This window comes from Selenomonas sp. oral taxon 478 (assembly GCF_001189555.1).
Taxonomy (GTDB): Bacteria; Bacillota; Negativicutes; order Selenomonadales; family Selenomonadaceae; genus Centipeda; species Centipeda felix.
Map to the genome: position 1 here is coordinate 1,344,920 of NZ_CP012071.1, position 22,772 is coordinate 1,367,691.

The window sequence follows — 22,772 nt, forward strand, 5'->3', positions numbered from 1 at the left end:
ATAATATTGGAGGAGAAGGTGGGAGGATCTGTGGCACAGTCGGTTCGCTTTCGTGCGTATATCCGCCGCCTTTTCATGCGTTCCATCCTTGCCTTTATTGCACTGATGCTCGTCAGCTATGCTGTGTTTGTCGTTTTATACTATGAAGTCTGCGTTGTTCGTGAGACGGAGCAGGAATGCGCGGCGATCGCAGCGGTGGCGGATGCCGAGTGGCAGCGTTATGATGCGGGGGTACAAAGCCTTGCCCGCATGGAGGATGTACGCGGTGCATTGGATGGGCAGACAGTTACGGAGGCATACCGCCGTCTCTATGCATTCTCGTTCGCAGGCCCTTTGCGCGCCGATTTTGCCTTGCTGCGGGAGGACGGGACAGTATGCGCGTCGAATCTTTACGCGGTAAACAGTGACAGTTTTGCCCGTCATGATGGTATCCGCAGGGAACTGTTGCGTTTGAACCGGACGCCGGATGCAGCAGTGAGCAGCACGGTACTTTTGCCGCTTGCCTACGATCAGGGGGCAGTGTATGCCTTTTCTGCTGTTGTGCCTGGCGAGGACGGCGGAACGGCAGGCTATCTCGTCTTTGCCCTGCGGACCGAGGCGTTCCATGCACTCGCCATACGCGGCGGCGCCGACCAGGTTGTACTGATGGACCCATTTGACCATGTGATTTTCGCAACGGACCGCCTGACAGAAAAGACTCTTGGAAAGTTTACGGCATCGGTGGAGGAGAGCGGCAGAACGGAAATAGATGGGCAGCCTGCCTATGCCGCTGTGCAGTCCTGTGCGCAGGGGCGTGTGCGCGTTGTCACGATGACCTCACTCTTGCGGCAGCAGCAGCTTGCCGCGACGGGGGCAGTCTTTCTGCTCACGCTCAGTGTGTTGCTCCTTCTCTCCATGCCGGTGCTCACGCGCAGGGTGACGGAGCGCAGCCTGCGCTCTGTCGACGGGCTTCTGCGTGCAGTACGTGCGTGTCGGGACGGCGATATGAGACCGCAGGATCTGCCGCAGAGTTTCTATGAGTTTGACGTCCTCTATGCGGACTACAATGCGATGCTTGCGCGCATCCGACGTCTGCTCGCACGCAATGCAGAGCTCGCCGAGCGCAAGCGCCGTATGGAGGTACGTCAGCTTAAGGGACAGTTCAATCCCCATTTTGTCTTTAACGTAATGGAGGCACTGCGCTATGAGATCCTCATCGATCCAAAGCGCGCCTCAGAGATGGTTGTCGCCTTTGCCCGCCTGATGCGCTACGGCATTCGTGCGAGCGGGGACATGGCAGAGCTTGCCGTGGACATCCGCTATGTGGAGGATTATCTGACCCTCCAGAAGATGCGCTACGGCGATCGGCTGACCTATGACATCGTGCTCCCTGCGCAGCTGCGCAGCTGCCGTGTGCCAAAGCTGCTCCTTCAGCCGATCGTTGAAAACAGCATTGTCCATGGACTGGAGCAGACGCGTGAACTGCGCCTGCGCGTCGAGTGCCGCGCGGAACAGGGAGATCTGCTGCTGTGCGTGATAGACGACGGTCCAGGCATGACCTCGGCAAAGTATACAGAGATCTGCGCCATGTTCGCGTCGGCGTCGGCCGAGCCGGAACACATCGGACTCTACAACGTGCATCGGGTGCTCCGCCTGCTTTACGGCGGTGCCTATGGCGTGACGATTGCGGAGTATAGAAAAGGGCTGAAGGTCATCCTGCGGATGCCGCTGCAGCAGGGGGAAGAACATGGATAAAGTTTTGCTCGTTGAGGATGAAGATATCATTCGTCGCGGACTCCTCTATGCGGTGGATTGGCTGAAGGAGGACTGTGTGGTTGTCGGCGAGGCAATGGACGGCATAGACGGACTGAAAAAAATCGATACACTCCGTCCGGATATTGTTATCACTGATGTGAAGATGCCGTACCTCGATGGGCTCGGGATGCTCGAGCAGAGCCGAGATCGCGGCTATGAGGCGATCATTCTTTCGGGGTACGATGAATTCAGCTATGCCAAACGCGCAATCTCTCTCGATGTCGCGGAATACCTGCTGAAACCCGTGGACTTCGATGCGCTTCATGAGAGCCTTGTACGTGCGAAGGAGCGCCTGCGGAGGAGGGCAGAGACACGGCGACTGGCGCAGGAACATGCCGCATCTGCACTAGTGGAGATTTTTCCATCGGCGGGGGCACCGGTCGGCAAATATACGGGAAAACTCCTGCGCCGCATTCGCTCGGACTATTCAGAACGACTGTCGCTGCGGGATATTGCCGCCGAGTACGGGGTGTCCGAGGCATATCTGCAGAAGTGTTTCAAACAGGATACGAAGTACACCTTTAACGATTTCCTCAACCGCTACCGCATTCTGCGGGCGGCGGAATATCTTCGTGTGGGAGACGGGCGAATCTATGAGATCGGTGCACGCGTCGGGTTTCAGGACTATAAGTACTTTACGCTCGTGTTCAAGAAATACATGAACTGCACACCGGGACAATTTCGCATGCGAAGCGAACGGGATGCGGCAGATGAATAGAAAAAGCCCCGACCCAGTGCAGGTCGGGGCTTTCGCATCGGCTCTATGCGATGTAGCGATAGTAGGCATCCAGCAGAAACAGTGCGCCTGCAATGCCGATGGTGACCATGCTGCCGCGTGTGACGAGCATCATCTGTGTCTCAGTGAGGCGATCTGCCGCATGGCGGCGCGTGTATGTCAGCCCGAGTGAAAGCGTCAGCAGGATGTACATGGTGATTGTCAGCGTATCAAGAGTGTCCCATGCCGCGATGACGAGGATTACGGACATCGCCATCAGAATGAGGAGAACGTAGTCCTTGCCCGGCGGACGCTGTTGTTTTTCTTCCTGTTGCGGCGCTGTCTTGCTTTGCAGCTTTTTTAACATTTTTGCCATAAGTATTCGTCCTCTTGTCTATTTATTTGCTGTAATAATGTTAGTATATCATAGAAAAATCTTTATTGCCATATGGTAATTCGGCAGGGATGATGCTATAATAAAAACTATCTGAGGAAGACCGTATCATTGGACACGGGGAGATGAGCCCTGTGCGGGTTTTGTGGAGGGGTTTGAGAAATGTCAGTAGCAAAGAAAATTGTGCTGAGCGTCGGATTCCTGGTGGTTATGTTTGCTGCCTACGGATTCTATGCGAATCATTCAAGCAGTACGCTGAATGAAAATACGGTCAGCGTATTCAAGTGGGCGCATGTTATCAATGTAGGCAGCCAGGTGCAGGCTCTCTCGGCCGACGGGCGTGAGTATGAGCTGATGCGCATTATGGCGCCGAACGAAGCAGAGCGTTCCCGTGCGGAAGGGCTCATATCCCAACTCACACCGAAGCTGAATAAGGCGTACGAAGAGTATGAGCAGGCCATCCAGGAGGCACCATTCTCTAACGAGTCGGATCGTTCACAGAAGCTTGCACGCATCAGCAAACTAAAGGATGAGCGCAAAGAATACGCCGATGTGCGTCAGCGTGCGACGGATCTTATGGATGCAGGCGATCATGATGCGGCAATCACTTTGGCTCTCAATGATCAGTCTGATGTTTATAAACGTATGACCGAACTCTTAGAGGAGGACAAGGCGGACAGCGTACGTCTCGCGCGCGCGGAGATGGCGTACAGTGAGGATGTTTTCTCAGAGGTTAAGACGACGACACTGATTGCGCTTGTGATCGTTGTTATCCTGTCGATTATTACCCTCGTCCTGCTCCTTCGCAGCATCAAGAGGTCGGTCGATACGATTCTGGATGGGGCACGTCATATTGCCGGCGGCGATCTTCGTTCGAAGATCGAGCTGGACGGCGATGATGAATTTGCACATATTGCACATCAGTTTAATACGATGGTCGAGAGCATGCAGAAGATGATCCGCAAGATCAAGACAACGGCAACGGATGTGGCAGGCTCCTCCGAGGAACTGACGGCGAATGCAAACCAGTCGGCTCAGGTGACGCAGAGCGTGGCGCAGTCCATCACGGAGGTTGCCGAGGCGGCAGAGAAACAGGTGGACATTGTCCATAAGAGCAATGAGACGATTGAAGAGTTCCAGAAGGGCCTCGAAGAGGCAATTGCCAATCAGCGTCATGCACGTGAGCAGACACAGGCGACGGCAGAGAAGGCGGCAGAGGGGAATGCCTTTGTCCAGTCGACCGTCGAGCAGATGAACTCCATTGCACAGACGGTTCAGCAGACGAGTGAGATCGTCAGCAAGCTAGGTGAGCGTTCAAAGGAGATCGGCAACATCGTCGAAATCATCTCGAATATCTCGGGACAGACAAACTTGCTTGCTCTCAATGCGGCGATTGAAGCGGCACGTGCCGGCGAGCATGGGCGCGGGTTCGCAGTCGTCGCCGAGGAGGTGCGCAAGCTCGCCGAGGAGTCGCAGAACGCATCGCAGAAGATCTCTGAGCTCATCCAAAGCATTCAGGATGAGACGGACCAGGCAGTCGCCTCGATGGAGGAAGGACGCCGTGAGGCCGAAAAGGGCAAGGAGAACGTCACGGCAACGGGCGAAAGTTTCTCCGAGATCCTGCAGATGGTGGAGGATGTCAAGAAGGCATCGCTTGTCGTCAGTGATCACGTGCTGCACCTGAGTGAGAATATGGGAACAATCATCAATGGCATGACTGAGGTGGATGCCTCGGCAAAGGGGATCGGCAGCGAGTCGCAGAACGTATCCGCCGCGACGGAGGAACAGGCGGCCGGCATGGAGGAGATCGCATCCTCGAGCCGCAGTCTTGCCAATATGGCAAATGATCTGCAGGCAGAGACGGATCAGTTCAAGGTGTAAATGGATGAAGGGAATCCGCGCTAACTTTCAGCGCGGATTTTTCTTGTCGATTTTCCTGTTGTATGGCATACTATCAGTATAGCGGAGGTGTGCTATGGACTCTGTTGCTGAGATTAAGAAAAAGATTGATCCCGTGTGTCGCCGTTATGGCGTAGATAAGGTGTTTCTTTTCGGGTCACACGCGCGTGGCGAGGCGACGGAACAGAGTGACATTGATTTACGTGTCGACTTGGGGGACATGTTGAGAGGGCTGGATGTCGACGGCTTTTATGCGGATGTGGAGGATGCACTTGGCAGACAGGTTGATATTATGACAACGCGACAGCTTTCTAAAAAATTTTTACAGAGCATTCGCAGTAAAGAGGTTCAGGTCTATGGTCATTCGGGATAAGGATCTCCAACGTATTTATCATGTGCTCCTCTACTGTGTACGCATTCGCATCGCTCTGCAGAAGATCGGGCAGGATTACGATGCCTTTATCTCCGCCGATAAGTTTGTGGAGAGGGATGCCGTGTGCTTTTATCTCCTGCAGATGGGTGAGATGACGAGGTCTCTGACGGAACCCTTCAAAGAACGGTATAACGAGCTCCCATGGAAACAGATGCGTGGGCTGCGCAATATGGTTGCGCATAACTAGGGGCATGTAGACTTTGAGATCATATGGAGTATTGTACAGGAAGACATTCCGCTTCTCGAGAAGTCGCTGCGTGCCATCTTGGAGCAGGAAATATCAGGCTTTGAAACACTTTTCATGGAAGAGCTGCGCGAGGAAGATTTATTGCGCTCGTAAGTTGTAAAATAAATTGACGCAAAAAGTTCCATTTTGCAAACGGTTCAGTTAAACTTTTAGTCACAACACAAAAAGAAACTGAAAGTGAGACTGCAAAATGGAACAGAATCATTGTACTACAAAAACAGGGAAATGGAAACAGCTGACGGAGCGGGATCGGTACAAAATCGAAGCCTATTTCCAGGCCGGGTTGAAGCCGCAGGAAATCGCCGCGTACATTGGCTGCTCCAAGCGTACGATTGAGCGGGAGCGGCGTCTTGGAATGACAGCACAGCTCAAACCTGCGACAAAGAATATCAAGACCTGCGGAGACCTGCAGGTGCAGTGGGTGTATCTTGCCGATGTAGCACAAAGACGACACGAGGAAAACGCTGCTCGTAAAGGGCGGGGGCTGAAAATCGATAAAGACCACGCGCTTGCTCGACACATTGAACATAAGATCAAAACAGAAAAATGGTCTCCTGCGGCAGTTATCGGTGAGCTCTGTCAACGCGGCTGGAGCTATGATGTCCGCATTTGTGTCAAGACCCTGTATAACTATATCGATCAGCAGCTGTTTCTCGAACTCACAAACGACGACCTCCTCTACAAAAAGAATCGAGACAAACAGACAGAAAACAGCAGGCACGGCGTTGCGTGGAATAACCGGGACGGGAAAAGCATCGACGAGCGCCCTGAGCCGGTGAATCGGAGAGAGGAGTTCGGACATTGGGAGATTGACTTGGTTGTCGGTCGCAAAGGGACAAAGCCGGTAATTTTAACATTGGTCGAACGGCAGACGAGGAAATCACTCTATGTTCTGATAAAGAACAAGAGCCAAAAAGAAGTACTGCAAGCACTTCGTCGGTTGCAGCAGCGCGTCAAAGGAGACTTTACGCACGTATTCAAGAGCATCACGGCGGACAACGGGTCAGAGTTTTTAGATGGCGAAGGAATGAAGCGTGCCGCCAAATGCGGCGAGGTATATTACGCGCATCCGTACAGCAGCTGGGAGCGTGGAAGCAACGAAAACGGAAATCGGATGCTGCGCAGGTTTCTTCCCAAGGGAACGGACTTCAGCAAATTGAAGCCGAAGGAACTGCAGCGGATCGAAGATTGGGTTAACAACTATCCGCGCAAGATTTTCGGATATAAGTCAGCAAATGATATGTATGCTGCGATGATATAACTCGCTAAAAGTTTAACGAGACCTTGCGACAATAAAACTTGCAATTTGCCAAGATTTATTGCGCTAAAATTCCTCCTTGACAGAAATCCTGTCTCTTGTTAGAATAGTATCCGTTGATTGACAGCACTGTCAGGATGCGGAAGTAGCTCAGTGGTAGAGCACCACCTTGCCAAGGTGGGGGTCGCGAGTTCGAGCCTCGTTTTCCGCTCCATTCCGCGGAAGTAGCTCAGTGGTAGAGCACCACCTTGCCAAGGTGGGGGTCGCGAGTTCGAGCCTCGTTTTCCGCTCCATCGTTTTTTATACCTGCGCTCTGCGCAGGTTTTTTTGAAAGTGAAGCGCAGAAGCTCTTGGGAGATCGCTGATGGAAGCAGTGTTTCCCGGACGGTATGCTCCACTTTGTTTGGGGCCTATAGCTCAGTTGGTTAGAGCAACCGGCTCATAACCGGTCGGTCCTTGGTTCAAGTCCAAGTGGGCCCACCAATCGACATGAGTGCATCACACAGGGAATCGCTGATACGATGAAGTCCGTCAGATTGGTTCAGATTTTTGTTCGGTCAAGAAGACGAATCGGACGCATAGCAAGAGCTATGTGGAGGATTTGTCGATAAAGACCGCGCGAAAAGATGTGCCAAGGCGGAGCTTCGCGTGTATCAGCTTCTCTAAGTGGTGCTTTTTCTTTTAGGAATCACTGATAAAATGAGGTCTGCTAGATTGGCGCAGATTTTTTCGTCCGAACGAGGTGGAAAACCGGACGCAGAGTGGTGCTCTGTGGAGGATTTTCCGCCGAAGTGCGGGCAAAAAAGATGCGTCAAGATGGTTGTACCGAATTTATCAGTGCTTCCTTTATGCGCGAGGAGGTGAACGCATGACAGAGGGGGCGTTCGTGGCGGAGTTGCGCGGTGCAGGAGCGCATGTTTTCCGCGTTGGCGGCTGTGTCCGTGATGCCGTCCGCGGTGTGCCGCCGAAGGATGTGGACTATGTTGTCACGGGGCTGACGGAAGCGGAGTTTTGTGCGCACTTCCCGCGGGCGGAGAAGATCGGCAAGGGGTTTCCCGTCTATCATGTGCGCATTGGCGGCGTGCGTTCCGAGGTCGCCTTTGCACGCAGAGAGCGCAAGACGGGGGCGGGGTACCGCGGCTTTGACGTGACGTTTGATCCGACCGTGACCATCGAAGAGGATCTCTATCGCCGCGATACGACGATGAATGCGATGGCGGTGGAGCTGCCGGCGGGCACACTGCTCGATCCCTACGGCGGACAGGCAGATCTTGCGGCTGGGATCATCCGTGCCGTATCGCCGCATTTCTTAGAGGATCCCGTGCGTGCCCTGCGTGCGGCACGGCAGGCGGCGGAGTTCGGGTACACGGTGGAGGAGAAGACCCTGGCTCTGATGCGGGCCTGTGCGGAGGAGCTGCAGCATGAACCGTCTGAGCGTCTGATGGGGGAGCTGCGGCGCGCACTGATGACGCCGCGCCCCTCGGTGTTCTTCCGCGTGCTGCGTGCGGCCGATCTCCTCACAGTGACGTTCCCCGAGGTTGCGGCACTCATCGGGCAGACGCAGCCGACGGAGTTTCATCCCGAGGGCGATGCCTATGCTCATACGATGGCGATGCTCGATGTTGTCGCGGAGAGGTCAGACAATATCATCGTTCGTTTCGCTGCGCTTGCGCATGATCTTGGCAAGGGGAGGACGCCGCAGGAGATGCTGCCGCATCACTACAGGCATGAAGAGACAGGGCTTGAGGCACTCGCATCATGGAATCAACGCATGACACTTCCCCATGATTGGAAAAAGGCGGCGGCGTTTGTGATCCGTCAGCACATGCGTGCGCCGCGCTTGACGCATCCCGGAAAGATCGTGGATCTCCTGTTTGGAATTGAATCATCAGGGCTCTCTGTCACGGACTTTAACGTTGTGATTCGTGCCGATCACGGCAGTCTGCCGCGGTATCTCCGCTGTGGAGAGGCATATCTTACAGCGATGCGCACGGTTACCGGGCGTGACGCGCCGCCTGCACTGCGCGGTGCGGAAATTGGTGCATGGCTGCGTACGGCGCACATCGCCATCCTGAAAAAACTCTTGTTGGAGAAGGAATAAGCGTGTTATAATACGTTTGCATGATGCTGGATGATCTGTACGAAGGAGGCGCGTATTGGTGGACAAAATCATTCTGCCCTATCGCGGGAAGACTCCCGTTATCGATGAAACGGCGTTTATCGCGCCCACGGCGGCCGTGATCGGCGACGTGACCATCGGAGCCGGTTCGAGCGTCTGGTTCGGCGCTGTGGTGCGCGGGGATTTTCAGCCCATTACAATTGGAAAGAACACCAATATCCAAGAGAATGCGACGATCCATGTGATGCGTGATGCGCCCGTACGGATTGACGACGGTGTCATCATCGGGCACAATGCCGTGGTGCATGCACGCCACATTGGGGCGAATACGCTGGTCGGCATGGGCTCGATCATCATGGGCTACTCCGAGATCGGCGAAAACGTTGTGATCGGCGCGGGGACATTCCTCTCGCAGCATAAAAAGATTCCATCGAATTCTCTTGTGTTCGGCAATCCCGCACAGATCGTACGCGCCCTGCGCGACGATGAAATCGAGGCACTTCAGGCGGCGGCACTCAACTACGCCGACCTTGGAGAAGAGTATAAACATATCATTGAGGAGATGAAGTAATGGAACGGACATTGGTTCTCATTAAGCCGGATGCTGTCGGTGCCCATCACATTGGGGACATTACGAAGGCGTACGAGGAGGCAGGGCTTGAGATCCGCGCGATGAAGATGATGCAGATGACGGACCGCATTGCGCGCATCCACTATGCAGAGCATCTTGAAAAGCCGTTTTACGGAGAGCTCGCCGCGTTCATGACCTCGGCACCGCTCGTGGCGATGGTACTCGCTGGGGACAATGCGATTGCGCGCGTGCGCGAGCTGCACGGCGCGACGAATCCTGCGAACGCGGCCGAGGGAACGATCCGCAAGCGCTTTGCGAAAAATGGGAGTGAGAACGCCGTTCACGCATCCGACAGTCCCGAGAGTGCGGCGCGCGAGGTGCATATCTTCTTCAGTGAGACGGAGATCTTTTAGAAATTAATTCATGATGTTTGCTGTACCCGATCATACACGGTATGATCGGGTGCATTTATCGGCAGAGGAGGAACATGCGATGAGTGTAACAACAAAAACCGGCGATCAGGGGATGACGAGCCTTTTTACGGGGGAGCGCATTGCAAAGGATGATATGCGCGTGGAAGTCTATGGAGCCGTGGACAGCCTCGGCTCGACCCTCGGAATGGCGCGTGCCTTCGTGACGAGCCCCGAGGTCAAGGAGCGTATCTACAATCTGCAGAAGCAGCTCGGTGTGCTGATGGCGGACTTCGCGAGCCGCAACAAGGTACCGCGCATCACAGAGGAAATGGTCACAGGCATCGAGAAGTCGATCGCGGACATTGAGGAGAGCCTGCCCGAGCTGCAGGAGTTCATCATCCCGGGCGACAAGAAGTCGAGTGCAATGCTCGATCTCGCGCGCACGACGGCACGGGCGGCGGAGCGTCATGCGTGGACCTTGGCGCGGCGCGGCTCTGTGGCAGAGATCGACCTGCGTTATCTCAACCGTCTCTCGGACTATATCTTCATCCTCATGCGCCTTGAGGATCAGGACAAGCCGAACCTGTGAGCAGCGGAATATTTGCCGTCATTGACGGGAGCAGCCTCTTCTTTCGCGCGTTCTATGCGCTGCAGCTCCCGCCGAATGCGCGCGGAATTCATACGAATGCAGTACATGGCTTTGCCATGATGCTCGTAAAGCTCCTGAAGGAGCTGTCGCCGACACAGATCGTCATCGCATTCGACAAGAGCCGTACGACATTTCGCACGGCTCTCTATCCCGACTACAAGGGAACGCGGGACAAAACGCCGGAAGAATTGATCGCCCAGATCCCGCTGCTGAAGGAGCTGGCGGAGGCACTCGGCATTTCGTTTCTCGAACTTGATGACTACGAGGCGGACGACATCATCGGCACGCTCGCGGTGCAGGCGGCGGCAGAGGGCGTGGAGACGCGCGTCATTACGGGCGACCGCGATGCCCTGCAGCTCATTCGCCCGCAGCTCACCGTCCTTTTGACGAAGAAGGGCATCAGCGAGACGAAGGCGTATGATACGGCAATATTCGAGGAGGAGTATGGCTTCCCGCCGATCCGCCTGATCGATATGAAAGGGCTGATGGGCGACAGCTCGGACAATATTCCGGGCGTGCCCGGTGTCGGCCCGAAGACGGCGACAAAGCTTCTGCTCGCCTATGAGAGCATTGAGAACGTTCTCGACCATGCCGCAGAGGTCAGCGGGAAAAAGCTCAGTACGTCGCTCGTGGAGTATCGCGAACAGGCACTGCTCTCCAAGCAGCTCGCCACGATCGAATGTCATGTGCCGGAGCTGCACTACGATGCGGAGGCCTTCCGCATGCAGCCGGATCGTGCTGCGCTCGAGGCATTCTGTCATGCCTATGAGCTGCGCACGGTCTGGCGTGCTCTGTCGGAGTACATAGGGGCGGCTGAGACGTCGACTTCCGCCGCAGCGCAGCAGTCGCTCTTTGGCGCACCTGCACCTGCCGCTGATCTCACGGCAGCGGAATTTTGTGATGCCGATATGGAGCTGCTGCGCACGGCGGAAAAGGTCGCCGTCGGTGCTGTCTTTGCGGGTACGCCGCCCTTCGTGGAGGTCACGACACTCGCCCTCGTCATGGATGGGGAGCGGCGCATCCTGTCTGCATCGTCTCCGCATTTTGCCGCCATTTTGGCATGCTTGGCGGAGCGTTTTGTCGCACTCTGGAATGCGAAACGCTACGTACAGGCAGGACTGCGGGGGACGGCACAGGTCTTTGATCTGGAGCTGGCGGACTATCTGCTGCACCCCGAGGAGAGCCGACGCGACATGGCACGCGCGGCGTTTGCGTTCCTTGGCGATACGACCTCGGCAGAGGGACTCTCACCTGAGGCGTATGCTGTGCACGAGGCGCTTCTTTCTGCGCGCCTGCAGCCCATCATGGAGACGGAGCTCGCCGCGCAGGGGCTGATGCAGCTCTACCGCACAGTGGAGCTGCCGCTTGTTCCTGTGCTTGCGGCGATGGAGCAGACGGGCGTTTGCGTGAACCGCGCGGCACTTGAGCGCGAGCGCGCGGCAGCGACAGAGCGCATCGACGCACTGGCACGTGAGATTCATACACTCGCGGGGACGGAGTTCAACATCAGCTCCCCCAAGCAGCTCGGGGAGATCCTCTTTGAGCAGCTCGGGCTCGGCGACGGGAAGGTCAAAAAGACCAAGACGGGCTACTCGACCAATGCGGAAACCTTGGAGGGGCTGCGTGATCAGCATCCCATCATTGATAAGGTACTGACCTACCGTATGTGGACGAAGCTGCGCTCGACCTATCTCGACGGCATCGGCGCACTCATCCGCCCCGTCACGGGGCGCGTCCATACGAGCTTTAACCAAACCGTGACGGCGACGGGGCGGCTCTCGAGTTCCGACCCGAACCTCCAGAACATCCCCGTGCGGACGGAGGAGGGGCGCGCTGTACGCGCCCTCTTTACGCCGGGTGAGGGCTATGACGCACTGCTCTCGGCGGACTACTCGCAGATCGAGCTGCGCATCCTCGCGCACATGTCGGGCGATGCGACGCTGATCGATGCATTCCGTCAGGGGCAGGACATCCATGCGCGCACGGCAGCGGAGGTGTTCGGCGTGCCGCTGGACGCGGTGACGCCGGAGCAGCGGCGCCGTGCCAAGGCGGTCAATTTCGGCATTGTCTACGGGCTCAGCGACTTTGGGCTGGCGCGTGATCTCGGCATCGGACGCAGGGAGGCCGGCGGCTACATCGACCGCTATTTTGAACGCTATCACGGCGTGCGCACCTTCCTCGACAAAATTGTGGCGGATGCGCATGAAAACGGCTATGTGACGACACTCTACGGGCGTCGGCGTGCGCTCCCTGCGCTCGCGAGCCGCAACTATATGCAGCGTTCCTTCGCGGAGCGCATGGCGATGAATACGCCGATCCAAGGGACAGCGGCCGACCTCATCAAGATCGCGATGGTGCGCGCCTACGACGCACTGCAGGCGGCGGGCGTAAAGAGCCGCATCCTGCTGCAGGTGCACGATGAGCTTGTCCTAGAGGTCACGACAGAGGAGACGGAGACGGTCACGGAGCTCCTGCGCACAGCGATGAGCGGGGCGGCAGAGCTGGCTGTGCCGCTTGCCGTCGATGTGCATAGTGGGAAGAACTGGGCGGAGGCAAAGTAACGCGTGAGGATCATCGGACTGACGGGCGGAATCGCCTGCGGAAAATCTACGGTCAGCAAGGTGCTGAAGGACTGCGGCGCATGTATTGTGGATGCAGATGCGATAGCCCATGAACTCTCTCAGCCAAATCAGCCCATCTTTCACGCCTATGTGGAGCTCTTTGGGCCGGAGATTGTGACTCCCGAGGGGACGCTCGACCGCGCGGAGATCGCACGGCGTGTCTTTTCTGACACAGTACTGCGCGACAAGATGAACGCCCGCGTGCACCCGATCATCCGCGCGGCTGCAGAGGATCGTCTGGATGCCGCCCACATGGACGGCACTGCTGTTGTGGTGCTCGATGTGCCGCTCCTCTTTGAGGCGGGCTGGGATGCCCTCACGAACGATACGTGGGTGGTTACCCTCCCGCCCGAGGAGCAGCTGGCACGTCTCCTTGCGCGCGATCATACGATGGACGAGGCAGAGGCGCGTGCACGTATTGCTGCGCAGATGCCGCTCGCCGAGAAATGCATGCGGGCGGATGTGGTAATCGATAACAGTGGGACAAGGGAAGAGACGAAAGAGCGTGTGGAAAAACTATGGGAGACGTACCTCGGGCGTGCGTAATCTGCGGCTTCGGCTGTGGCTGCTGCTGCGTCTTGTTGTCGCAGCACTAATCGCCTTTGCCCTCGTTGGCGGCTGGACGATCGTCGAACGGACGTGGCTCTACCCCTATGACTACCGCAGCTACATCGAGACGAGTGCCGCGCAGCAGCGCACGGATCCATTCCTCGTTGCGGCTGTCATCAAGCACGAGAGCAATTTTCAGACGACAGCGCGCTCGGACGGCGGTGCGGTTGGGCTGATGCAGCTCATGCCGCAGACCGCTGCGTGGATCGCGGGGCAGCTCGGGGAACCGTTCACGGAGGACTACCTCTACGATCCCGCCCTTAACATCCGCTACGGGGTCTGGTATCTTGCCGAACTGGAGCGCGAGTTCGGCGGCAACGACATTCTCGCGCTCGCGGCGTACAATGCGGGGCGCGGCAATGTGCGCGACTGGATGGAGCGCCGTCATTGGACCGATCAGTTCGACGAAATCGACGCGATTCCCTACCCCGAGACGCGGCTCTACGTGCGCCGCGTGCTTGAGGACAGGGAACAGTACAAGAGGCTGTACGACGAATGAAGACCTATCGAATCCTTTCATGTGCGGCAGATCTCCTGCTGCGCCTGCTGCATGGGCTCGCCCTCGCCGAGGAGGAGCGGGCTCTTTTGCGTGCCTGCGTCGTCCGTCATGTCGAGGTATGCGGCGATACGTGGGAGATTGTCGTCGGAACGCAGACGGTCATGGATGATGCTCTCATCGAGCGCATCGCGGCGCAGGTGGCGGCGAACTATCAGCTCTCGCAGGTGCTCATCCAGCAGAATCTCGTCGCGCTTGCCCCGGCGGTCGCGCCGCTCTGGGAGCAGATCGTCCGCGATGCTGCCGCGGGCGATGCCGTCCTCTATCATACGCTGCTGCAGGCGGACTACGCTGTGGACGGCAACGTCATCCGTATCTCTGCGCCCGGTGCATTCGGCGCAGAGCTCTTTGCGCAGAGCAGTACGGCAGGACGTATCGAGCATGCCGTGCGCACGCATGTCGGCTGCGCCTGCCGCGTCGTCTGCGAGGAGTCTGCGCTCAGTGGTGCACTCCCCAGCGCAGACTGGACACCGCCCGCCGTGCCTGCCGCTGCACCAACCAAGGCGACACCATCCGCCGCACTGGCGCGTGCGGCGAAGAACACCAAGGTGAAGGAGCTCCCTGCCAATGTCATTATGGGGCGCGGCGTCTCGGGCGAGGCACGCACGTTGGGCGTGATCGAGGACGAGGTCAAGAACGTCGTCCTCGAGGGCGAGGTCTTTGACCCGCAGGCGAACCAGCTGAAGTCCGGTGCCTATATCCTCACCATCAAATTTGCCGATGCGACGAACGGAATCAGCTGCAAGAAGTTTTTCTCCGCGCGCGGCAAGACGACGCAGGAGGAGATTGACGCCGAGGTCGAACGCATCATCAAGGCGATCGGCAAGGGCGGTGCGGTGCGCATCCAAGGGAAAATCGAATACGATAAATTCATCAGCGACTATGTGCTCTTCATCGACAGCATGGAGCGGCGCAGCGTCCCGCAGCGCGAGGATACAGCGGAGGAAAAACGCGTTGAGCTGCACGCGCATACGAAGATGAGCGCGCTCGATGCCGTCGTCCCGCCCAAGGTGCTCGTCGAGACGGCGGCGCGTTGGGGTTGGCCGGCGGTCGCCATCACCGACCACGGCGTCGTGCAGGCATTCCCCGAGGCGATGAATACGGCGCGCGCCCTCGCGAAGAAGGGCATCGACATCAAGATCATCTATGGCATGGAGGGCTATCTCGTCGACGGAGAGGACGACGCCCGTGCCTTTCACATCATCTTTTTGGCGAAAAATAAGACGGGGCTCTATAACCTCTATAAGCTCGTCTCGCTCTCGCATATTCGCTACTTCCGCGGGACAAAGAAGCGCGGTCGGCCGCGTGTGCCGCGTGCCGTCCTAGAGCAGTACCGCGAGGGGATCATCGTCGGCTCTGCCTGCGAGGCGGGCGAGCTGATCCGCGGCATCGTCGCCGGGCGTCCCGATGCGGAGCTGGAGGAGATGGCGAAGTTCTACGACTTCCTCGAGATCCAGCCCATTCACAACAATGACTTTTTGAAATTTGACGACCGCTTTCCCATGCAGACGGACGAGGATCTCAGGGACATCAACCGCAAGGTGGACGAGCTGGCACGCAAACTCGGCAAGCCGCTGATCGCGACCTGCGATGTGCATTTCCTCAATCCCGAGGATGCCGTCTACCGCGCCATGATCCAAAAGGCGAATGGCTACCGTGACGCCGAGCGTCAGCCGCCGCTCTATCTGCGCACGACGGAGGAGATGCTCGCGGAGTTCGACTATCTCGGTGCGGAGCGCGCCTACGAGTGCGTCGTAACGAATCCGCGCCGCATCGCGGAGGAGACGGAGCGCTTTCTCCCAATCCCCGATGAGCTCTATGCGCCGATGGTACCGGGCGCAGATCGCGAGATTCAGGAGATGTCCTACGCACGCGCGCGAAAACTCTACGGCGAGAATCTGCCGAAGATCGTCTCCGACCGTCTCGAGCTCGAGCTGAAGCCGATCCTGCGGCATGGATTTGCCGCGCTCTACATCATCGCCCAGCGCCTCGTGAAAAAATCCAACGATGACGGCTATCTCGTCGGCTCGCGCGGATCGGTCGGCTCCTCCTTTGTCGCGACGATGATCGGCGTCACCGAGGTCAACCCGCTGCCGCCGCACTATCGCTGCCCGCACTGTCAGTACAATCGGTTCATCGACGATGGCTCGGTTGGGAGCGGATTTGATCTGCCGTCCGAGGACTGTCCCGTCTGCGGCACGCCGCTCATCAAGGACGGACATAACATCCCGTTCGCCGTATTCCTCGGTTTTGACGGGGACAAGGTGCCCGATATCGATCTGAACTTTTCGGGCGACTATCAGCCCGTCGCACACAAGTACACGGAAGTCCTCTTCGGCAAGATGAATGTGTTCCGTGCGGGCACGATCGCAGGCCTGCAGGACAAGAATGCCTACGGCTACGCCATGCACTACTACGAGGATCAGGGCGAGGCAAAGGGGCGCCCCTACATCGAGCACATGATGCGTGGCTGCATGGGGGTCAAAGCGACGACGGGACAGCACGCGGGCGGCATCATGGTCGTGCCGCGCGACATGGACGTGCACTACTTCACGCCTATCCAGCGCCCTGCGAACAATATGGAGTCGGATACACTCACGACCCATTTCGATTACCATTCCATCAGTGAGCGTCTCGTCAAGCTCGATATTCTCGGACACGATGATCCGACGGTCATCAAGATGCTGGAGGAGCTGACGCACCGCGACCCCGAGACCATCCCGTTTGACGATCCCGCGACCATGTCCATCTTCACCTCGACCGACGCGCTCGGCATCACGCCCGAGGATCTCGGGGCGAATATGGGGACGTACGGCATCCCGGAGTTCCGCACGTCATTTACGCAGAAGATGATCGACGACTCGAACCCTGACTGTTTTGCCGATCTCGTGCGGATCTCGGGCTTTTCCCATGGGACGAACGTCTGGCTCGGCAACGCACAGGATCTCATCAAGGCGGGCACGAGTACGCTGAAGGACGCGATCTCCGCGCGTGACGACATCATGAACTACCTCATGCAGAACGGCATCGAGCCGCTGCTCTCGTTCAAGACCATGGAGAATGTGCGAAAGGGCAGAGGTATCGCGCCCGATGTCGTGGAGAAACTGCGCGCGGGCGGGATCCCCGAGTGGTATATCGAGTCCTGCCAGAAGATCAAATACCTCTTTCCGCGCGCCCATGCGACCGCGTATGTCATGATGGGCTACCGTATTGCGTTCTGCAAGGTGCACTATCCACTCGCATACTACGCCGCCTACTTCTCCATCCGCGCCGCAGAGTTCGATGCAAACATCATCTCGAAGGGCAAGGATGCCGTGCGTGCGGCAATCGACGCGCTCCTCGCTGAGGCGCGTGAGCACCGCGGCAAGCTGGACAACAAGAAGCAGGACACGCTCATTGTCCTGCAGCTCGCATGGGAGATGTACCTGCGCGGCTTCTCCTGTGAGCCCGTCGATCTCTACGCCTCCGATGCGGAGAAATTCATCCTGCATGAAAACTCCCTTTTGCCGCCCTTTACGGCGATCCCGGGCGTGGGACAGAAGGCGGCGCAGGCGATTGTCGAGGCGCGGCGGGATGGACGCTTCATCTCCGTCGAGGATCTCGCGACGCGCGCCCATGTGCCCGCGCCTGCCATCGAGGTGCTGCGTACACACGGCTGCCTCGACGGCATGATGGAGAGTAATCAGGTTGAGCTGTTTGCGTAAAATTTCATAGAAAAAAGAAGGGGCTGTTGCACGAAGTCGTAAATTTCGTGCAATAGCCCTTTCTTTGTGCCCCTTCCACCGCTTGCGCGGTCCCCCTTCCCCGTGATAACGGGGAAGGCTTAGGATAACGGTATATTAGCTTCCCCCGTTTACGGGGGAAGTGGCGAGCGCAGCGAGCCGATAGGGGGATATGCAACAGCCTCTTCTTTTGTTATACGGTTGGATCCTGTGCGAGGATAGGTGCGAGAGCCTCCTCGTCCTCGGTGACGAAGAGCGTTTTCTCATGGGTAAAGCGGACGAAGCCGGGGACGGATCCCGAGGGCTTTTTGACGAAGCGGATGGCGGTGTAGTCGACGGGGACGGTCGAGGAGCCGCGTGCCTTGCTGAAATGCGCCGCAATCTGTGCGGCGAGGTGGAGCGTCTCCTCGCTCGGCGCCGCACCGGCCGTGCGCAGGATGACGTGTGAGCCGGGGATATCACGTACGTGCAGCCAGAGATCTGTCGGTGCGGCCGTCCGAAAGGTGAGCGCGTCGTTCTGCATGTTGTTCTTGCCGACGAGGATCGTCATGCCGTCGGGGGCGGTGAAGGAGAAGGGCTGCGCGCGGCGATCCTTGTTCTTCTTGGGCATCTTCTCGTGCAGATAGCCCGAGGCGATCAGCTCTTCCTGAATCTCCGCGATCTCAGCGAGCCGCGTGGAAGAGTCGAGCGATGCCTCGATGCTTTCGAGATGGCGGATGTTCGCACGGCACGCATCCTGCTGGACGGCGAGGAGCTTCTGCGCGCGCTTCAGCTTGTCGTACTTCTTATAGTAGGCCTGCATGTTTTGGATGATGTTCAGACGGCGGTCGAGCGGGATGGTGAGCGCTTCTCCTGTCTCGCTGTAGATGTTCGTGACCGTGATTGCATCATCAGCATGATCCATGTAGTTGTACTGATAGGTCATGAGGTTGTCGGCGGCGATCTTCTGCTCCTCGGCGTTTTCGGCGGCGGCGATCTCCGCGCCGAGCTTTTCATATTTCTCCCGCGCACGGGAGAGCTCCGTGCGCACGAGGCGGCGAAAGCGCTCGCGGTCGGGGATGACGTAGCTGCCAAGGCGCCGATCCGCGTCGATCATGAGAGCGCTGACCGTGGGATAGGAGAGGAGTGTCGTTTTCGGCAGAGCGCTGAGCGGGAACGCCGCCATCGCCGTGACTTTGCCGTTTTCGTCAAGGCGCAGAGAGGGGGCGGGCTTTTCCATCCATGTGCGCAGTTCGACCAGTGCATCTGCGAGCGCGGCGAAGTCCGCATCGTCCAGCTGAGCGACAGGGATGTTCGGCGTGAGTCCGGCGAGAAAGGCCGCTTCCTTTGCCGAGACGGGGCCGAAGCCGAGGACAGCGCCGATGAGTGCCTGAAAGAGTTTTGCCTCCCCCGCTGCACGGACGCGCGCGAGAATCTCCGCTGTGTCTGCCGTGAGGAGGTCGCATTTTTCTTGTGCGGGCGGGAGAACATAGGGGAGTCCCTTGTAGACGGTGCGCACGCGGCTCGTGTTCTCGCCGATGCGCCGCAGTGCCTCGGTGATGATGCCGTCCTCGTGGAGGATGATGTTGCTGTACTTGCCGATGAGCTCGAGCGTGAGCGTGCGCGTGACGATGCGGCCGCCGCCCGCGATAACGTCGATGTCGAGGTGGATGATGCGGTCACGCCCCTCCTGCCGCACGGCGGCGATGCGCCCTGTCTCAAGCTGCTTGCGCAGGAGCATGACGAAGGTCGGCGGCTCAGCCGGGTTCTCGGGAGCCGTATCGATGAGGTGCGCCGAGGGGTTGCCCGCATTTGTATTGATATAGAGCAGCAGGTTCTGTCCCGGCTGGCGGATGCCGAGGACGATGGACTGCTTGTTCGGCTGGTTGATCTTGTCGATGCGCCCGCCCGTGAGAGCATCTGCGAGCTCGCGCACGAGGGCGGACATGGAGAAGCCGTCAAGGCTCATCGTATCACCTTTCTTTATTGGATGAGGAAAATTTTAGGAAATACGGATAAATTTGGCATACTTCATTTTATCAGTGATTCCTGTACACGTCAAAAAATTGATGCGCAAGTCGGCGAATTTCATTTTATCGGGGCTTTCCTAGGTGGCATGCTGTCTCCGCAATTATCGCAGAAAGGGCAGACTGCGTGCCTTGCGCACAGAGGTCATTCATACTATAATGGGGGATATCATACGATAAGGAAAGGGACTTTATGAAATTCAGCAAATGGCAGGGCTGCGGCAATGATTTTGTGATTGTGGATTTTCTTGATCATGAACCAGTGGACTTCGCTGTCCTCGCGCGCGAGATGTGCGACCGTCATTTCGGCGTCGGTGCGGACGGCCTGATGGCGGCGTGCCCCTCGGAGACGGCGGATGTGCGGATGCGCGAGTTCAACCCCGACGGGACGGAGCCGGAGATGTGCGGAAACGGCATCCGCTGTTTTTCGCGCTGGCTCTACGAAGAGGGGTACGTGACGAAGGACGAGTTCACCGTCGAGACGTTGGCGGGGACGATGGTGCCGCGCGTCATTGTGCAGGACGGTACGGTGTCGGCGATCGCTGTGGACATGGGCGTTCCCGTGCTCGAGGGAGAGCGTATCCCCGTGGCGGGCTTCGGTACGGAGCAAGTTGTGGCGCAGCCCATCACGGTCGCCGGCAAGGAATACGCGATGACCTGTGTCTCGATGGGCAATCCACACTGCGTGATCTTTGTGGACGATGCGGAGGGGTTCCCTCTGGAGCAGCTCGGTGCGCAGTTTGAGCATCATGCGGCGTTTCCGAATAGGATCAATACGGAGTTTGTCGAGGTGCGCGACCGCCGCCATGCACGCATGCGCGTCTGGGAACGCGGCGCAGGTATTACGCTCGCCTGCGGGACAGGGACGTGTGCGACGCTGACGGCGGGCGTGTTGAATGATGTACTCGACCGTGAGGCGGCGATTGAGGTGGATGGCGGCGTGATCCATGTGGCATGGCGCGAGGACGGACATATTGTGATGACGGGGCCTGCCGAGCAGGTGTTCACGGGCGAGTGGCCGGGGGTACGATGAGTACGCAGCGCAGGAGTATGACGGGCTACGGTGCGGGGACGGCGGAGACGGCGGACTATCGTGTCGTGGTCGAGATGAAGGCGGTCAATCAGCGTTTTCTTGAGATCGCACCGCACATGCCGCGTGCCTTTGGCGCATGGGAAGGCGATCTGCGGGAGCTCATCCGTACGCGCGTGGCGCGCGGCAAGCTCGATGTCTACGTCAGCTTTGAGGATCGCAGTGAGAAACGCTATGCCGTTCATGTCAACGAGGGGCTTGCCCGCGCCTATTACGCGGCGCTCGGCCGTGTGGCGCATGCCGTGGATGCACCGCTGTCGGACGGCATGCACATGACGGCGGCGTACGAGGGCGTCATCACGATCAGCGAGGATGCAGATCTTTCGGGAGCGCGCACGGTCTTTCTGGATGCTGCCGCACGCGCCCTCGACGCGCTCGATGTCATGCGCCTCGCTGAGGGTGCGCATATCGTGCGCGACTTTGAGAAGCGTCTCGCGCGCCTCGAGGAGCAGCGCGAAGAGGTGAAGCGGCATGCGCCGCAGATCGTGGCGGACTACCGTGCCCATCTCACGGAGGTGCTGGCGGAGTTTCGCACCGTTACGCCCGATGAGACGCGCATCATGCAGGAGGCGGCACTCTATGCCGACCGCGTGAATGTGACGGAGGAGCTCGTTCGGCTGGCGAGTCACTTTGCCCAGTTCCGCGCGATTCTCGCAGAGGAGGAGCCTGTCGGACGGCGGCTTGATTTCCTGCTGCAGGAGATCAACCGCGAGACGAACACGATCGGCGCTAAAGTGAACAGTGCAGCCATTCAGCAGGTGGTCGTCGCGATGAAGAACGAGGTGGAGAAGCTGCGCGAGCAGGTGCAGAATTTGGAGTGACAGATGGAGACGGTCAATGTTGGATTCGGCGACATCGTCCTGACGGGACGGATGGTCGCCATTGTTGCGCCGACCTCTATGTCCGCCAAGCGCATGGTGCAGGATGCGCGCGACGCGGGACGGCTGATCGATGCGACATACAAGCGGCGGACGCGCGCTGTCGTCGTCATGGACAGCGGGCACATCGTCCTCTCGGCGCTTTTGCCGGAGACGATTGCAGGGCGCATGGGAACGCGAAAGGAGGAGGAGACATGAAAAAAGGGCTGCTGATTGTGATCTCGGGGGCATCGGGCACAGGCAAGGGGACGGTTTGCAAGGAGCTTCTTGCGCGGGAGCGCGGCGTCGCCTTTTCGGTCTCTGCCACGTCGCGCGCCCCGCGCGAGGGGGAGCAGGACGGACGCGAGTATTATTTCCGCACGCGTGCGGAGTTCGAGGCGATGATTGCGGAGGAGGCGTTTCTCGAGTACGCGGATGTGTACGGCAACTACTACGGCACGCCGCTCGCTCCGATTGAGGCACGCCGCAGTGCAGGCGAGGACATCCTGCTTGAGATCGACACGCAGGGTGCACTGAATGTGATGGAGCGATGTCCCGACGGCACGTTTATTTTCCTCTTGCCGCCCTCGCTTGAGGAACTGCGCCGCCGCATTACGGGGCGCGGCACAGAGTCCGAGGAGAGTCTTGCGCGGCGGCTTGCCGCGGCACGCGACGAGATTCGGCTTGGCAGACGCTATCGTTACGCCGTGCTCAATGACACGGTGGAGGATGCGACGGCACGGATACAGACCATCCTTGCGGCGGAGCGCCTGCGTGCAGATATGAACCCAACCCAGTTTGATATGTGAAAGGCAGAAA

The 22,772-nt window shown here is 58.2% G+C and carries 21 protein-coding genes and 3 tRNA genes; 22 read left to right on the forward strand and 2 right to left on the reverse strand.

What is annotated here, in order from left to right; genetic code table 11:
* Positions 1-30: 30 nt before the first annotated feature.
* On the forward strand, positions 31-1,734 hold the full coding sequence (locus tag ADJ74_RS06300; RefSeq protein WP_253271678.1) for a sensor histidine kinase: 1,704 nt from the start codon (positions 31-33) through the stop codon (positions 1,732-1,734).
* Positions 1,727-2,512 carry a response regulator gene (locus ADJ74_RS06305; protein WP_050342788.1) on the forward strand — a complete coding sequence of 262 codons (786 nt, stop codon included), beginning with the start codon at positions 1,727-1,729 and terminating at the stop codon, positions 2,510-2,512. Before ADJ74_RS06300 ends, ADJ74_RS06305 begins: the two co-directional genes overlap by 8 nt.
* Before the next feature lie 43 nt (positions 2,513-2,555).
* Here the strand turns inward: ADJ74_RS06305 and ADJ74_RS06310 are convergent, their stop codons facing one another.
* Positions 2,556-2,885, reverse strand: a complete 330-nt coding sequence (locus tag ADJ74_RS06310) for a hypothetical protein (RefSeq protein ID WP_006690154.1) — start codon at positions 2,883-2,885, stop codon at positions 2,556-2,558.
* Positions 2,886-3,065: 180 nt separating this feature from the next.
* On the opposite strand from ADJ74_RS06310, the gene ADJ74_RS06315 reads away from it, so the two are divergent.
* From ADJ74_RS06315 to ADJ74_RS06385, 16 genes are all read left to right on the forward strand, one after another.
* Positions 3,066-4,784 (forward strand): methyl-accepting chemotaxis protein, encoded by a 1,719-nt coding sequence (locus ADJ74_RS06315; RefSeq protein WP_050342790.1) that lies wholly within the window; start codon positions 3,066-3,068, stop codon positions 4,782-4,784.
* A gap of 94 nt (positions 4,785-4,878) precedes the next feature.
* Positions 4,879-5,175: a nucleotidyltransferase family protein gene (locus ADJ74_RS06320; protein WP_050342792.1), complete on the forward strand. Its 297-nt coding sequence runs from the start codon at positions 4,879-4,881 to the stop codon at positions 5,173-5,175.
* Positions 5,159-5,422 carry a DUF86 domain-containing protein gene (locus tag ADJ74_RS06325; RefSeq protein WP_050342794.1) on the forward strand — a complete coding sequence of 88 codons (264 nt, stop codon included), beginning with the start codon at positions 5,159-5,161 and terminating at the stop codon, positions 5,420-5,422. The genes ADJ74_RS06320 and ADJ74_RS06325 overlap by 17 nt, the downstream gene beginning before the upstream one ends.
* A gap of 250 nt (positions 5,423-5,672) precedes the next feature.
* Complete coding sequence (locus ADJ74_RS06330; protein ID WP_050342535.1) at positions 5,673-6,743, forward strand: IS30 family transposase; 1,071 nt, start codon at positions 5,673-5,675, stop codon at positions 6,741-6,743.
* Between the two features lie 136 nt (positions 6,744-6,879).
* Positions 6,880-6,954: transfer RNA gene (locus ADJ74_RS06335), tRNA-Gly, on the forward strand.
* A gap of 4 nt (positions 6,955-6,958) precedes the next feature.
* Positions 6,959-7,033: transfer RNA gene (locus ADJ74_RS06340), tRNA-Gly, on the forward strand.
* 113 nt (positions 7,034-7,146) lie between these two features.
* Positions 7,147-7,223 (forward strand) — tRNA-Ile (locus tag ADJ74_RS06345).
* 52 nt (positions 7,224-7,275) lie between these two features.
* Positions 7,276-7,425, forward strand: a complete 150-nt coding sequence (locus ADJ74_RS11705) for a secretion protein HlyD (protein ID WP_371257536.1) — start codon at positions 7,276-7,278, stop codon at positions 7,423-7,425.
* A gap of 183 nt (positions 7,426-7,608) precedes the next feature.
* Complete coding sequence (locus ADJ74_RS06350) at positions 7,609-8,841, forward strand: HD domain-containing protein (RefSeq protein WP_050342796.1); 1,233 nt, start codon at positions 7,609-7,611, stop codon at positions 8,839-8,841.
* A 58-nt stretch (positions 8,842-8,899) separates the two neighbouring features.
* Entirely contained in the window at positions 8,900-9,430 is a 531-nt protein-coding gene (locus tag ADJ74_RS06355; protein ID WP_050344234.1) for a gamma carbonic anhydrase family protein, read from the forward strand.
* A complete protein-coding gene (ndk, locus tag ADJ74_RS06360) occupies positions 9,430-9,843 on the forward strand; it encodes a nucleoside-diphosphate kinase (protein WP_009753005.1) in 414 nt (137 codons plus the stop codon). Before ADJ74_RS06355 ends, ndk begins: the two co-directional genes overlap by 1 nt.
* Before the next feature lie 79 nt (positions 9,844-9,922).
* Complete coding sequence (locus tag ADJ74_RS06365; protein WP_050342798.1) at positions 9,923-10,432, forward strand: cob(I)yrinic acid a,c-diamide adenosyltransferase; 510 nt, start codon at positions 9,923-9,925, stop codon at positions 10,430-10,432.
* Positions 10,429-13,053 carry a DNA polymerase I gene (polA, locus tag ADJ74_RS06370; RefSeq protein ID WP_050342800.1) on the forward strand — a complete coding sequence of 875 codons (2,625 nt, stop codon included), beginning with the start codon at positions 10,429-10,431 and terminating at the stop codon, positions 13,051-13,053. The genes ADJ74_RS06365 and polA overlap by 4 nt, the downstream gene beginning before the upstream one ends.
* Positions 13,054-13,056: 3 nt before the next feature.
* Positions 13,057-13,659, forward strand: a complete 603-nt coding sequence (coaE, locus tag ADJ74_RS06375; protein WP_050342802.1) for a dephospho-CoA kinase — start codon at positions 13,057-13,059, stop codon at positions 13,657-13,659.
* Entirely contained in the window at positions 13,652-14,221 is a 570-nt protein-coding gene (locus tag ADJ74_RS06380) for a lytic transglycosylase domain-containing protein (protein WP_050342804.1), read from the forward strand. Before coaE ends, ADJ74_RS06380 begins: the two co-directional genes overlap by 8 nt.
* On the forward strand, positions 14,218-17,982 hold the full coding sequence (locus ADJ74_RS06385) for a PolC-type DNA polymerase III (RefSeq protein ID WP_050342806.1): 3,765 nt from the start codon (positions 14,218-14,220) through the stop codon (positions 17,980-17,982). The genes ADJ74_RS06380 and ADJ74_RS06385 overlap by 4 nt, the downstream gene beginning before the upstream one ends.
* 211 nt (positions 17,983-18,193) lie before the next feature.
* On the opposite strand, the gene ADJ74_RS06390 is transcribed toward ADJ74_RS06385, so the two are convergent.
* Positions 18,194-19,948 (reverse strand): NFACT family protein, encoded by a 1,755-nt coding sequence (locus ADJ74_RS06390; RefSeq protein ID WP_050342808.1) that lies wholly within the window; start codon positions 19,946-19,948, stop codon positions 18,194-18,196.
* 251 nt (positions 19,949-20,199) lie between these two features.
* Here ADJ74_RS06390 and dapF point away from each other — a divergent pair, with 251 nt between their 5' ends.
* Genes dapF through gmk form a run of 4 tightly spaced genes read left to right on the forward strand, consistent with a single transcriptional unit; the run spans position 20,200 to position 22,762 of the window.
* Positions 20,200-21,039 carry a diaminopimelate epimerase gene (gene dapF, locus ADJ74_RS06395; protein ID WP_050342811.1) on the forward strand — a complete coding sequence of 280 codons (840 nt, stop codon included), beginning with the start codon at positions 20,200-20,202 and terminating at the stop codon, positions 21,037-21,039.
* Entirely contained in the window at positions 21,036-21,917 is an 882-nt protein-coding gene (locus tag ADJ74_RS06400) for a YicC/YloC family endoribonuclease (RefSeq protein ID WP_050342813.1), read from the forward strand. The genes dapF and ADJ74_RS06400 overlap by 4 nt, the downstream gene beginning before the upstream one ends.
* 3 nt (positions 21,918-21,920) lie before the next feature.
* Positions 21,921-22,172 (forward strand): DUF370 domain-containing protein, encoded by a 252-nt coding sequence (locus ADJ74_RS06405; protein WP_009752995.1) that lies wholly within the window; start codon positions 21,921-21,923, stop codon positions 22,170-22,172.
* The gene (gmk, locus tag ADJ74_RS06410) at positions 22,169-22,762 is read left to right on the forward strand and encodes a guanylate kinase (RefSeq protein WP_050342816.1); all 594 of its coding nucleotides are present in this window, start codon (positions 22,169-22,171) and stop codon (positions 22,760-22,762) included. Before ADJ74_RS06405 ends, gmk begins: the two co-directional genes overlap by 4 nt.
* Positions 22,763-22,772: the final 10 nt, after the last annotated feature.